Consider the following 13509-nt stretch of genomic DNA (forward strand, 5'->3'; position numbering starts at 1 on the left):
AATTGAAACTTTTTTCCTTTTTTGTCGTATTTATTAAGAGAAATAGTAGGAGGTGAAATTTTGGAAGAAAAAGTACAGGGAAAGCTAAAAAATGAGTTAATCGAATGGATAAAGGCGATTGGTTTCGCTATATTGGTGGCGTTTGTTATCAAACAGTTTTTATTTACGCCAGTACTCGTAAAAGGTGCTTCAATGATGCCGACACTGGAAGACAAAGACCGTGTTATTATTAACAAAATCGGTCCGAAATTTAAGTCGCTTGATCGATTTGACGTTGTTGTTGTTGAACATGTTCTTCTAAACAAAAACGAAGAAAAAAATATTATTAAACGCATTATAGGCCTACCAGGAGATAAAATCGAGTATAAGGATGATCAATTATACATAAACGGAGAGAAGGTCAGTGAACCTTATTTAGACCAATTCAAGAAGGAATTAAAAGGTTCTGGATCACTCACTTATGATTTTACGCTAGACCAACTTTTAGGTGAAACTACAGTACCTGAAGGACATTACTTTGTATTAGGTGATAATCGTCCTGTAAGTAATGATAGTAGAAATCCTGAGGTAGGATTCATCCCTAAAGATAAAATAATGGGTACAACAAGTATCGTCTGTTGGCCGCTTAAGCATATTGACCTTAACTTTAACTAGAATTGAACAAGACTTATCAAACATAACCACTCCAATGAGTGGTTATTTGTATTGTCTTTGCTAAATCAACCTCTGCAGAAAACAGACACACAAAATGTAAAACGTTAAATAAAACCTTCATTGAAAAGAAATAGCATAGCAAATTGAACTTTAAATATGCTATGCCATTTAAATTTATCTATCCTTTATTATTTCAAATCTATATTTCCAGACTTCGTTACAATTTGCATCTTATGATCACCACTACCTGAAATACCTTGCAACTCCTTTTTTGTCTTTGAATTGCCGTTTAAAGTTAAGTCAATTGATTGTCTACCACTGTTTGTCTTGATATCTAATTGTAAATTAGGCTGCTCCTCATCAAAATCCACTGATACTTTACCACTTGTCGTTGTTATCTTTACATCATTGTTCAATTCTATAAAATGAAGTTTAACATTACCGCTACTTGAGCGTATTTCGATGTCATTTTGAATTAATTCCTTTCCGATGATATTACCAGAAGATCCATCAAGAATTAATTTACCTTTGAATTGCATAGGTACTTTAACTTCTAAAGTCGGTTTTTTACTAAGATTAAATAATCGTGTAATATCAGTATCCAATTTAATTGATATCTGTTTTGAAGATTTCTCTACTATTGCACCCGGTCCGTCATCATTAACCGTTAAATTTGCTTCTATTTCATTTGTTTCACTTGGAGAAAAGACAACATCAGTACTTGCAAAATTTATCAAAATCTCCTCAATATTTTCTACAGATTCTTTATTGACGACGACTTCTTCCTCCCTTGACGAACATCCTGCAAGCATAATTAGTACTAAAAATAAACGAATGGTTGTTTGTTTCATCACTTTCCACCCCCCTTAAAATTGATTTTATTAGATGACGTAAGGTCATTTTCAAATTTTATACAACAGAATGTGACTTGAAAGTGACGTTACGTCATCTTTTATACTGTTAGTAGAGCTCTTACTTTAAATTAACTTAAAGGAGAATCCTGTTATGAAGAAAGACGATATTATTATTTATGCTTGCGTTATTATTGGAGCAGGAGTCGGTTTATTGATTGATAATGCTATTCCGGGGGTATTAATCGGCTTAGGAATTGGTTACCTATTAAAAACTATGTTTTTTAATAAAACAAATGAATAAGAAAGTAGGGATATTAACTTGTTTCATATTAACGAATTTAAAAAACTGAGTGGTGTATCTGTTAGAACCTTTAGATATTATGACAAAATTGGCCTTCTGAAACCTGTCTCAAAAACGGAAGGAGGTCATCGATTATACTCATACTCTGAGTTAAAAAAACTTCAGCAAATACAATTTTTAAAAACTATAGGATTTCAATTAAGTGAGATCAAAATGATGTTAGAGTCCGAAGAATGGGATTGGTCGAATAGTTTAATGAAACAACTATCTTATGTTATTAGTGAACAGGACCGTCTTTCAAAGATAGAAATTAGTTTAAGGGGACTAATAAACGGTATAACGATTGATGGGGAAGAATTTAGGATTAAAAAAATTATGGATTTATATAATAATCAGGATTCTAAAGAAGTATTAAAAAATAATCGAGATACATTAAATTTTAAAAACATGGAAGCGCTAGAAAAACTTCCGAAAATGGGTAGTAGCGATCCAGACTCTTTAGAGTGGATTGCTTTAGTAGGGCAATTAAAAAAACATATACACCTTGGTTATAGTAATACACGAATACAAAATATTATTAAGAGAATGGATGTAAAAAAAGGTGAAGACTTTAATGACGAAGATGCTTTTTTAGATAAGCTTTGGGACATTAGAATGTCACCTGAGGAATCCGAAAAATATAATTTATATCCAATGGATCAGGAAATCCTTAACTTTATGGAAAAGGCTTATATATATTATCTCGAACATAAATCATAGCTATTAGAAATGTGGAGGGGAAAGATGGGAACAGATATATTAATTTATTTGGGTGGCTTAGCTCTTTTAGATACATTAAGCCCTACGATTATGGGTGTTACGTTATTTCTCGTTTTAACAGACAATAGAAATGTAACATCAAGATTATTAGCATATCTTCTTACAATTGGGCTACTCTATTTTTCATTAGGGATCATCATGATGTTAGGCTTAAATTTTATTATAGAAGCATTTTCTAACATTTTTCAAAATAAACTAGTTAGCTGGGTCATCTTTATAGTAGGGGTTGTATTATTTATTGCTAGCTTTTTTATCCCTGCTAATAAAAAAAGTAATTTTCCAAAGCCTAAAACTCGAAGCATATTCTCCATTATTATTATTGGTATTACGACTTTTATCATTGAGGCAGGCATGGCTTTACCGTATTTTGCCGCTATTGGCTTATTAACGACAACCGATATGCCTTTTTATCAGTGGCTTCCAATATTAGCAGCATACAATATAATAATGGTTCTACCAGCACTGCTTATATTTTTAGGATATAAATTGTTTGGAAAGTGGATAAATCCTACCTTAGTAAATCTTCGGAATAAAATATCAAGCGGTTCAAGTTCTGCCTTATCCTGGATGATGTGTATAGTAGGGGTAATATTAATATTTTACACAATAGATTATCTATAATGATTCTTTATATGAATGAAACGGGTTTTAACACCGTTAATTACTTTGTTGAACTTATAATGGTAGGGAGGTATTCTTCATGAGTGATAAATGGTTAGAATGGGCAAAAAAGATCCAATCAATTTCCCAAGCAGGATTAACTTTTTCAAAAGATGTTTACGATATTGAACGTTATGAACAATTAAGAAATTTAAGTGCCGAGATTATGAGTGAATACACCGGGTTAGAAATGAAAAAAATCAAGGATTTATTTACGAATGAAACGGGTTATCAAACACCTAAAATAGATGTTCGAGGTGTAGTTTTTCAGAACAATAAAATATTAATGGTCAGAGAAAAAATTGATGATAGATGGTCTTTGCCAGGCGGTTTCTGTGATATAGGTTTGTCGCCTAGTGAAAACATTGTCAAAGAAATTAAAGAAGAAGCGGGTTACGATGTGGTCCCTACGAAATTGCTTGCTTTATTGGATATGAATAAGCACTCGCATCCACCTCAAGCATATCATTATTATAAATTGTTTGTTCAATGTGAGATTACTGGCGGGCAAGCAAGAAATGGTTTGGAAACTAAAGGAGTAAAATTTTATAATGAAGATCATTTACCGAAGCTTTCTTTAGGGAGAAATACAAATACTCAAATTAATATGCTTTTTGAATTTTTAAGGGATCCTTCTAAAGATACAATATTTGATTAATAGTAAAAAGTTAATGGAAGCGTTGAATTTACTATGATAAACAATCGGCAATATTTCTATATAATGATAAAAGTCCAATTTCTTAATTATAATGTATAAGAAATTGGGCTTTTAAGTTTATAAAAATTTAATCATTTAATCCTTTACCTTCCAGAATGTGCTGCGTGTATTTTTCGATTCTTGATACGCGAGTTTTGGATTGTTTAGGTTGAGAAAAATGTAAAATATATGCTCTTTGTCGCCCTGGCGTTAATCCTTCAAAAGCCGTTTTCAAGGTAGGCATTTCATTAAATTTATTGTCAAGTTCTTCAGGAATGATGTATTCCTTATGCTCTTTCATCGGCACTTCTAAACCTGCTTGTTCAACTTCAATGGCTTCAAGTATATAATCTTTTATAATGGTTTCCATTCCAACTATTTCTTGAGCGCTAGTGAAACGAATTTGGCGCGCGGCCTGTACATTTTCCGTTTGTTGAATTAATATCCCATGGGTATCCTTTAACAAGGCACCTTTATGAAAAAGAAGCGCACAATAATCTTTAAATCCATGGATTAACACGACATTTTTGTTCTCAAGTGTGTAACAAGGATGCATCCATTTAAATTCTTCTGTCAGCTCACAGTCAAGAACGATATTTCTCAATACCGAATATTCTTCCTGCCACTTTTTAGATTTATTTAAAAATTCATCAACTTTCGGATTCATTTTGTTATTTGTCATCCAAGAACGCCCCTCTACTATTAGTAATTAATTATTTAATCGATTTATCATAAAACAATATTTAGTGTCATGTCTAGCTAAAAATAGGGAGCTACGAATAGGGGGCTACTAAAATAATGCACTAAATAGATAAAATAGTTGCACGTTTAGAATCATGAGGACATACGGATGGAAAAAAAGGATTGAGGCATTATCCCCAATCCTGCTCATTCACATATATTTTTTGTACAACACGCTCACCGAATATTATTTGCTCTAATGTAGCGGAGCAATAACCGTAAAATACAAGTTATAAAATGGAACTTGTTATCTAAAAACGTTGATGTACCAACGTTTCGCGTTTGACTTGCCTATTACTTTACATTCGGATAAATCATTGTCGCAGGGTCCACATATTCATCGAACTGTTCGTCCGTTAATAAACCTGATGCAACCGCTGCTTCTTTTAATGTTGTGCCTTCTTTATGGGCTTTCTTCGCGATTTTAGCCGCATTTTCATAACCGATGTAAGGGTTTAAGGCAGTTACAAGCATTAATGAGTTTTGTAAGTTATGGTCAAGCACTTCTTTGTTTGGCTCAATTCCTACAGCACAATGATCATTAAATGATTTCATTGTATCTGCTAGTAGGCGAGTCGATTGTAAGAAGTTATAAATAATGACTGGCTTGAAGACGTTTAGCTCGAAATTACCTTGGGAAGCGGCAAAGGCAATTGTTGCATCATTGCCAACGACTTGTGTGACAACCATCGTCATCGCTTCACTTTGTGTTGGGTTTACTTTACCAGGCATAATCGATGAGCCCGGCTCGTTTTCTGGAATCGTAATTTCACCGATACCTGAACGAGGACCACTTGCTAACCAGCGAACATCATTGGCAATTTTCATTAAGTCAGCTGCAAGAGCCTTTAATGCGCCATGTGCGACAACGGCTTCATCATGACTTGTTAGTGCATGGAATTTGTTTGCGGCTGAAGTGAAATGTTTGTCAGTGATGTCACTAATTTCAGCTGCTACACGCTCACCAAATTCAGGATGTGCGTTAATACCAGTACCAACTGCTGTTCCACCAATCGCTAGTTCTTTCATATATTCAATATTTTGGACGATCATATGCTCAGATTTAGCAAGCATTGCGGCCCAGCCACTAATTTCTTGTCCTAAAGTAAGCGGAGTTGCGTCTTGTAAATGCGTACGACCAATTTTAATAATATCTTTGAATTTCTCTGCTTTTTCAACCAATGTTGCTTTTAGTAAGCGTAGGCGAGGTAGTAAATAATCTTCTACCTTTAGCACTGCTGCAATATGCAAAGCTGTTGGGAAAGTATCATTTGAGCTTTGAGATTTGTTGACATCATCATTAGGATGAATACGATCAGCTTCACCAGCATTTTGTAAAATTTGGTTTGCTCGGTGCGCAATTACTTCGTTAACGTTCATATTAGACTGAGTACCACTACCAGTCTGCCAAACTACAAGAGGGAATTGATCGTCCCATTGACCATTTAAAATTTCGTCAGCTGCTTGCACAATCGCATTTGCTTTAATATCTGAAAGCTTACCTAGTTTATTATTAGCGATCGCAGCACTTTTCTTTAAAATGGCCATTGCTTGAATTAGCTCAATTGGCATTTTTTCTGTACCGATTTGGAAATTTTCTTTACTGCGTTGCGTTTGAGCACCCCAAATTTTATCTGCAGGTACTTTAATTTCACCCATAGTGTCTTTTTCAATACGATAATCCATGTAAAACAGCTCCTTTATTTATGTAAATCTGTCCATTAATAATCATTAATTATGCATTGGCATAATTGTTTCCGATTCGGCTTTGTGCATGCACAAAGAAGTTAAAAAACGGATATTCTTAGTCTGATGTAAGAATATCCGTTTGATACATGCTTATTTCAAAAAAATAGGGGGGATTCTGAATTAAGCATGTCGGAGAAAAGAAATAATCTACCGATAATGATAATCGTTATCAATTAAAAAGTCAAATATTTAATTTTGAAATAATTATACTCATTGAGAACAATTTGCAATGGAAGTTTTGTAGAGTTCGATTCCTGCTTTTAAAAAGTTAAAACGCTACCATGAAACGATAGCGTCAGCACAATAAAAGGGAAGAGCTATCTCTTTTTCTTCCCAATTTCTTTTAGTGGTTGTTTTTTAGCTACTTTTTCAAAAATGATACTCACGTGATAGTTGTGGTCGTCTATTTGAGTAATCTGAACAATTTTTGCTTTACGTCCTTTAATTTTAATGTTTTCTTCGACAGTAGGAAGATTTACTAGTAGCTGGCTTAAAACGGACATCTTGTTTTCGTAAAAATGAGTTACAAACATAATCTCTTCTCCTTATAACTTTTTTTATTTTACGCAGAAAAAACTTATTTGTACCTTCCTTTTAAACACCACATTGTACTTATGGAATGAAGAGAGACAGATTTTTTTAGGGGGTATTTGCAGGTAGAAGGTTTTACACAATGTATGAGAAGAGTTTGAAATATAGAACATTTCAAAAGGGTAGTAATGCTTTTAGAACTCCTAAGATACTACAGTTTTTTTTGCTCGTTTTTATGGATTGTTGAGGACATGAGTGAACTAGTAGCAAGTAAGAATGTTACTAGTGAAATTGGCAATTTAGTTATTGAAAAGGAAACAAACTAAAACAAACTATTTCGTTAAAGGTGAGAAGATTAAACAATCTAAAATAGATAATTAGCGAAAACATTTTTACTCGAAAAAATTTGATTCTGCTTCAATCGTAAATGGCGAATTAAAGCTATTTACAATAGCTTTTGATATATTCTGAATTATCGTCATTTTAATAATATTTTATATTTTCAATATTTTACCTTTATTTTTCCTGATATTTCTATTAAACTACAAATAGATTAAATCAAAAGGAGGAATAAAATGAAAAAAATTACTTTTAAGTTATTCTTTATGCTTATGTTTTTGTTAGTTCCTATGAATGTTTTTGCTGCGGAGTCTTTAGGTGAATTTTCATTTGACCCAAGTAAGGTATCTCATCCTTATGACATGGTAAACTCGAAAGGTGAAGTCATTAAGTATGAAGAGTTTAATGACAGTAATTCGCAATTAATTAACGAAATACCAAGCGTTCAAGGAACGGGAGAAATTTCACCCGTTCAGATTGATTCCATAATGGAAGGACACTCGTTTATCGACATCACACCACCTCCAGTCGTTATTAATGATTCTACTGCTAGAGGACCATTACAAATATCACCACGGATTGTCATCGGTGACGATAGTAGAAAAAAAGTAGAGAATACTAAAGAAATGCCATATAGTGCAATTACGTACATTGAAATAAATTGGCCTGATGGAAAAGGTGGTTCTTGTACAGGCTCTTTAATTGGGAAAAATAAAGTACTAACAAATGGGCATTGTGTTATAAATCCAGAAACAAAAGAAACTATAACTAGTGCAAAGGTTTACCCTGGTGTAAGTAATAGTGTTGGATTATTTGGTTCTTATAATGTTAATGATTATTATGTAGCTGCAAATTGGGCTTCAACTGGTTCGAGCACTGAAGACTTCGCTATTCTAGTTTTAGATGTATCAAAAGACAATAAACAGGCGGGAGATGTTGCAGGTACTTTTGGAATCAAACAGGTGAATAATCTTCTTAATCAAAATATCGGTATTTATGGTTATCCAGGAGACTTAATGGAGGCAAGTGGTGAGATTTCTCAATTTGGTACGAGAGGAAATATTACAAGAGAGGATGCATCTGTAGCCTTTTATACAATTGATACAGCACCAGGACAATCAGGTTCAGCATTATTAAATACTGACAATCAAATTGTAGGTGTTCATAGAGGTTCGTTCGTTATTAATGGGAACCCTATGAATGGAGGACCTAAGATGAACTCTTATATGTTTAAATTTGTTTCCAAAGCTTTAGAGTAAAATTACTAATATTGTAGACAAACTGAGAATTTCAGTTTGTCTATTTTTTTGAATTGAAAAATAAGAGTAGATGGTAATAGCCATCCTAAACTAACAATAAGAATGTACTATTTATTTGGGAAATTGAAATAGAAAGCATTCAATTAAATGGTCTTGTATAAATCCAATGTTTTACACCGACGGATGGGAAATTGTAATAAAGATTCGTAAACAATAAAAACGAATCAATAGGGAGCTTTTTCCGAGATTAACTAGTGATTGTTATAGGTACATTTATTGTAAGTACATTAATATTAGCGGGAAATAGCAGTTCAAAGTGGGCTGTTCTTTGAATGTTTTAAGATGAAATAGACAGTTTATGCTACTACAACGATTTTTGTTAATCGCTATTTTATGGCATAATTTTATCATTTTACGTTGTAACTTTCGACATATTTTTTATTTATTTCTCAGGAAATATTTCATAGGAAATTGTAGGTTGTAGCAGTTTGTTTTATGATTTTTTATATAGTTTTTATAGTTAGGGATTAGGTTTGGTTATAGGGTAAGAAAAATGATGATTTTATGATTTGTTCTAATGGATTGATTTTTCGCGACCTATCGCCTTTTTTATAGTCATTGATATCGTAGCTTATATTTGGAAAAAAGCATAAGCGGGTTATAATAGTAGTAAGGGAGGAAACAAAATGTATTTAAAATCATGTAAGGTATTACAGGGTGATATTGAAGATAAAGACCAGTATCCCTTTAATATACCAAGTTTGCAGGATTTACAAGAGCTAGAGTTTCCTACGAATGTGACCTTCTTTGTTGGGGAAAATGGCTCTGGGAAATCAACACTGCTGGAGGCAATTGCGGATCGCTGTGATTTTAATACAGCGGGTGGTGGTCGTCAAAATTTATATGAAGTACATAAGGCGGAATCTTCACTAGGGGAATATATCCGTTTGTCATGGATGCCGAAAGTGACGAATGGTTTTTTCCTACGATCGGAAACATTTTATCAATTTGCAAGTCATATTGATTTGTTAGAAGATCCAAGAAAATATACCGCTTTTGGTGGTAAGTCGTTACATCATCAATCACATGGTGAGTCCTTTTTATCGCTATTTATGCATCGCTTTAAGGGGAAAGCTATTTATTTATTGGATGAGCCTGAAGCGGCGTTATCACCTACTAGACAGCTTAGTCTCCTTAAAATTATGAAGGATTTGGAGCATGAGGCCCAATTTATTATCGCCACTCATTCACCTATTTTGCTTGGCTATCCAAATGCGACAATCTATAGTTTTGATAATGGGGATATTGAGTCTATTCGCTATGAGGATACCATCCATTACATCGTCACGAAGCGCTTTTTAAATGCACCGGAATCCATTTTTTCAGAGTTATTTGATGAGGAGAGAGAATCATGAATCAACGTAAAGGCTTAGTCATGCGCGAAATAAGATTAGATGAAATGGCACAGTCTATCGATTTGCTTAATTATGTTTTTCAAATGTCCATGTCCATTCACAAGGATCGTCGCTTTGTAAATGCCAAAAGTAAGCAATTTAATGAGGGGCATGCCATTGGTTGGTTCGATGGTTCGCATCTTGTATCTCAAATTTTAAGCCTACCTTTTGAGGTAAATGTTCATGGTAGGATCTATGAAATGGGAGGCATTACTGCGGTCGGAACGTACCCGGAATATTCTGGGCATGGTTTGATGGAGAGCCTTATTATTGAGAGCCTGGAGCGGATGCGCAATGAAGGGCAAAGTATATCCTATTTATTTCCATATTCGATCCCGTATTATCGGAAAAAGGGTTGGGAAATTATGAGTGATATTGTGGAATTTCAGATTAAGGATACGCAGCTTCCTCACCATAAAGGCTTAAACGGTAAAATCCGCCGTGTAGATCCGAAACATGAAGATGTTGTGAACATTTATGCACGCTATGCCAAGAAAACACACGGTGTCATGGTACGAAATAGCATTGCTTGGAATGAAAAGTTTCAAGAAGATTTCTGGGAAGAAAAATTTATAGATAGTGATGTGAACCTTCAGGCAGCCGTATATTATGATGAGGATGATCTGCCACAGGGGTATATGTTTTACCGCATTATGGAGGAAAATTACTACATCGATGAGATTGTCTATTTGCAGGAAGAGGCGCGTAAAGGCTTATGGAATTTTGTCTCAGCTCATAGCTCGATGATTTATAATGTCTATGGTAAAACAACTGGCAATGAAGCCGTTGCCTTTTTACTAGAAGATAGTGAAATTATTCAAAAGGTGTCCCCTTATTTTATGGCACGAATTGTCGATGTAAAAGAATTTCTGTTACGCTATCCATTCACGGGAAATGATTTTCAGCTTCGACTCGCTGTAACTGATCGCATTGTGGCTTGGAATAATGGCACATTTGTCATCACAAAGCAAGATGGAAAAGTCTCGGTCGAAATGGTGAGTGAGGTACAGTCTGAAAATGCTGTTCAGCTAACGGTCCAAACTCTTGCCACGATGTTACTAGGTTATAAACGACCGAGCTATTTAGAAAAAATTGAGCGTTTACAAGGCAATGCCATTGAAATTGCATTACTAGAGACCATACTACCAATTGGCATTCCAACGTTTATTGATTATTTTTAACTTATTTATTGGGATTTGTGCAGAGACAGACTGTGCAGATCCTTTTTTTTAAGGATTCAGGAGGGAATTGATCGGGTAAGCGAAAGAACTGCTTTGGAGAACTTTATTGCCTTATTAAGGAAACATCTAATTCGCTAAAATCGTTTCTTATATAAACAGATTGGGGGATATCGATGAACGAATCCGAGAAGATGCAACGCAAGAAAGTATACAAACAAACTTTTCTAGTGCTACTTATTTGGATTTTATTTTTTGTTAGTATTATAGGGTACGGTATTTATTGGTTATTTTTTGATTGGTCTAGATTTAAATAAGATTTGATTGCTGAATCTACATCACCACAAGGAACCTATACGGTGAAAGCTTATGTTTCAGATGCTGGGGCGACGACTTCTTATGCGGTATTGGGAGAATTAAGCTTAACTTCTTTCAGCAGAAGTCAACTACCTTTATCGTGATGGTGAGATGAATACAGTATTAAGTCACTTTTCAGGGGGACATACATCCGCTGAAAGAAGTTAAGGCCTCTGGCGGATGTCACGGAATCAGAAAAGGAGTTCTTTATGCATGCACAAAGCCGATTCCGGACGCAATTATGCCAAGGCATAATTGAATCATGAGAAAAGAAAATCTAAGAAGATATATTGGCAATATCGAAAAAATGAAGCTTACATTCAATGGAGCGACGATGATACGGTCAGTATTAACGGAGTGACATTGAATGTGCCAGATGAAACATATGATTATCGAGAAAATGAGTAGCCATAACGATTGCAGTTATGGCTTATTATTTTGTAATCCAAGCTTTTTTTAGTTGTTGCACACCGAGGATAAGTTCTTCCATTTTTAACTTACTAAAGCCTAATTGAATAATTGGCGCTGAACTTATCTGTTGTAGAAAATAGGGGCTCGTAGGGTAGACCTTTACTCCGTATTGTTGAGCGTTTTGGATGAGCTGTTCTTCTGAAAATTGGGTATGCACCTTGACCAAAATATAAAGTCCAGATTGCTCTCCAAGAATCGTAATTTTTTCTCCAAATTGCTTGGTAAGTTCCTCTACAAGTGTATTTATTTTATGTTTATAGGTGATACGCATTCTTTTAATATGTCGTGTCCATTCACCTTGTTCCATGAATTTCGCCATTGTTAATTGATGTAAGGACGAGGCGTTTTGTTCAAAATGAGCAAATCGTTTTTTATATGGCTGAACGAGTGCTTTTGGTAGCACCATATAACTTAAACGAATAGCTGGTAAAAATGATTTTGAAAATGTCCCCATGTAAATAACTCGTGACTTGTCGATGGAGGCGAGAGCAGGAAACGGCTGTTGCGTGTAACGGAATTCACCATCATAATCATCCTCAAGTATATAGCCATCGACGTTTTTGGCCCACTGAATTAAAGCTTGTCGCTGCTGAATGCTCATGGAAACCCCATATGGGAAATGGTGAGAAGGGGTGACATAGAGTAAACGCGAATGTAAATGCGCTAAATGCTCAAGCTGCGCACCGCTTTCCAACACAGGTAATGTCTCAATATGAAAGTCATGTAGCTTGAACGCTTCTCGTGCGCCGTTGTAGCCAGGATCTTCTAAAATAACACTTTGGAAATCTTGCTTAAATAGAAAGCCTAGATAAATTAACATTTGTTGCGTGCTACTTCCGATAATAATGTCTTCTTCGTTTACATGAACCCCACGAGCTTGAAGTAAATAATGTACAAGCTGTTCCTTTAAAAGGGGCTCGCCGAAAGGGTCGCCATATTGATAGCACTCGTTTAAAGGTAACACTTGATTAGCCATTTGACGCCATATTTTTAAAGGGAAATGCTGTTGATCGACAGCGCCAGCGCGAAAGTCAATGATGATATCTTCACGCTTATTTTTCGTATTTTGAGTAAGGCTTGGTCGTTCCTCCTGTAGAAACACTTGTTCAAATTCATTGACGAAATAGCCCTTTCGACCTTCACCACGTATGTATCCTTCCGCTATTAGCTGCTCATAGGCAGTTAACGTTGTATTTCGACTGACATGTAAAGTTTCGGCTAGCCTTCGAATAGAAGGAAGAGAATCATTTGTTTTCAATGTCCCTTGTTCGATTAACCATTTGACCTGCTGATAAATTTGTTTATACTTTGCTTCTTCTTCAGTGAATAAGAAAATAAAATCCTCCATAAAGCCCCTCCTTGACATGGTGAAATGTCTAGAACTGTTTCTTTTTGAATGTCAGTTTGTTAATTATCATAATACATGAATGACATATAAAAAAGGA

16 protein-coding genes are annotated in these 13509 nt (G+C 34.7%); 11 read left to right on the forward strand and 5 right to left on the reverse strand.

Annotation, left to right across the window (positions count from 1 at the left end):
* The first annotated feature begins 60 nt into the window (after nucleotides 1–60).
* A complete protein-coding gene (gene lepB / locus ACQKN4_RS13600) occupies nucleotides 61–654 on the forward strand; it encodes a signal peptidase I (RefSeq protein ID WP_079560267.1) in 594 nt (197 codons plus the stop codon).
* 188 nt (nucleotides 655–842) lie between these two features.
* Here the strand turns inward: lepB and ACQKN4_RS13605 are convergent, their stop codons facing one another.
* Entirely contained in the window at nucleotides 843–1505 is a 663-nt protein-coding gene (locus ACQKN4_RS13605) for a DUF4097 family beta strand repeat-containing protein (protein ID WP_427483975.1), read from the reverse strand.
* 154 nt (nucleotides 1506–1659) lie between these two features.
* Here ACQKN4_RS13605 and ACQKN4_RS13610 point away from each other — a divergent pair, with 154 nt between their 5' ends.
* The 4 genes from ACQKN4_RS13610 to ACQKN4_RS13625 all read left to right on the forward strand — a co-directional run bounded on the left by ACQKN4_RS13610 (nucleotide 1660) and on the right by ACQKN4_RS13625 (nucleotide 3946).
* Nucleotides 1660–1809, forward strand: a complete 150-nt coding sequence (locus ACQKN4_RS13610; protein WP_170938893.1) for a hypothetical protein — start codon at nucleotides 1660–1662, stop codon at nucleotides 1807–1809.
* A gap of 18 nt (nucleotides 1810–1827) precedes the next feature.
* Nucleotides 1828–2568, forward strand: a complete 741-nt coding sequence (locus tag ACQKN4_RS13615; protein WP_427483926.1) for a MerR family transcriptional regulator — start codon at nucleotides 1828–1830, stop codon at nucleotides 2566–2568.
* A 24-nt stretch (nucleotides 2569–2592) separates the two neighbouring features.
* Nucleotides 2593–3249, forward strand: a complete 657-nt coding sequence (locus ACQKN4_RS13620; protein ID WP_427483927.1) for a GAP family protein — start codon at nucleotides 2593–2595, stop codon at nucleotides 3247–3249.
* Between the two features lie 79 nt (nucleotides 3250–3328).
* Nucleotides 3329–3946: an NUDIX hydrolase gene (locus tag ACQKN4_RS13625; RefSeq protein ID WP_427483928.1), complete on the forward strand. Its 618-nt coding sequence runs from the start codon at nucleotides 3329–3331 to the stop codon at nucleotides 3944–3946.
* A 127-nt stretch (nucleotides 3947–4073) separates the two neighbouring features.
* Here ACQKN4_RS13625 and ACQKN4_RS13630 read toward each other — a convergent pair whose 3' ends face one another.
* The 3 genes from ACQKN4_RS13630 to ACQKN4_RS13640 all read right to left on the reverse strand — a co-directional run bounded on the left by ACQKN4_RS13630 (nucleotide 4074) and on the right by ACQKN4_RS13640 (nucleotide 7008).
* Nucleotides 4074–4667 (reverse strand): YdeI/OmpD-associated family protein, encoded by a 594-nt coding sequence (locus ACQKN4_RS13630; RefSeq protein WP_427483929.1) that lies wholly within the window; start codon nucleotides 4665–4667, stop codon nucleotides 4074–4076.
* A 353-nt stretch (nucleotides 4668–5020) separates the two neighbouring features.
* A complete protein-coding gene (gene fumC, locus ACQKN4_RS13635; protein ID WP_427483930.1) occupies nucleotides 5021–6412 on the reverse strand; it encodes a class II fumarate hydratase in 1392 nt (463 codons plus the stop codon).
* A gap of 380 nt (nucleotides 6413–6792) precedes the next feature.
* Entirely contained in the window at nucleotides 6793–7008 is a 216-nt protein-coding gene (locus ACQKN4_RS13640) for a hypothetical protein (RefSeq protein WP_079560285.1), read from the reverse strand.
* 186 nt (nucleotides 7009–7194) lie between these two features.
* Between ACQKN4_RS13640 and ACQKN4_RS13645 the strand changes: the two genes are divergently transcribed.
* The 6 genes from ACQKN4_RS13645 (at nucleotide 7195) to ACQKN4_RS13670 (ending at nucleotide 12001) form a co-directional block, all read left to right on the forward strand.
* Nucleotides 7195–7332, forward strand: coding sequence for a hypothetical protein (locus ACQKN4_RS13645; protein WP_427483931.1), 138 nt, complete (start codon nucleotides 7195–7197; stop codon nucleotides 7330–7332).
* A gap of 249 nt (nucleotides 7333–7581) precedes the next feature.
* A complete protein-coding gene (locus ACQKN4_RS13650; RefSeq protein ID WP_079560286.1) occupies nucleotides 7582–8604 on the forward strand; it encodes a trypsin-like serine peptidase in 1023 nt (340 codons plus the stop codon).
* 686 nt (nucleotides 8605–9290) lie between these two features.
* A complete protein-coding gene (locus ACQKN4_RS13655) occupies nucleotides 9291–10019 on the forward strand; it encodes an AAA family ATPase (protein WP_427483932.1) in 729 nt (242 codons plus the stop codon).
* Nucleotides 10016–11239: a GNAT family N-acetyltransferase gene (locus ACQKN4_RS13660; RefSeq protein ID WP_079560288.1), complete on the forward strand. Its 1224-nt coding sequence runs from the start codon at nucleotides 10016–10018 to the stop codon at nucleotides 11237–11239. Before ACQKN4_RS13655 ends, ACQKN4_RS13660 begins: the two co-directional genes overlap by 4 nt.
* A 317-nt stretch (nucleotides 11240–11556) precedes the next feature.
* Entirely contained in the window at nucleotides 11557–11697 is a 141-nt protein-coding gene (locus ACQKN4_RS13665; RefSeq protein ID WP_205756629.1) for a DUF5412 family protein, read from the forward strand.
* Between the two features lie 151 nt (nucleotides 11698–11848).
* Nucleotides 11849–12001 (forward strand): DUF5412 family protein, encoded by a 153-nt coding sequence (locus ACQKN4_RS13670; RefSeq protein WP_170938896.1) that lies wholly within the window; start codon nucleotides 11849–11851, stop codon nucleotides 11999–12001.
* A gap of 25 nt (nucleotides 12002–12026) precedes the next feature.
* On the opposite strand, the gene ACQKN4_RS13675 is transcribed toward ACQKN4_RS13670, so the two are convergent.
* Entirely contained in the window at nucleotides 12027–13412 is a 1386-nt protein-coding gene (locus ACQKN4_RS13675) for a PLP-dependent aminotransferase family protein (RefSeq protein WP_427483933.1), read from the reverse strand.
* Nucleotides 13413–13509: the final 97 nt, after the last annotated feature.

Source organism: Lysinibacillus sp. NPDC093692 (genome assembly GCF_050280125.1).
Classification (GTDB): domain Bacteria; phylum Bacillota; class Bacilli; order Bacillales_A; family Planococcaceae; genus Lysinibacillus.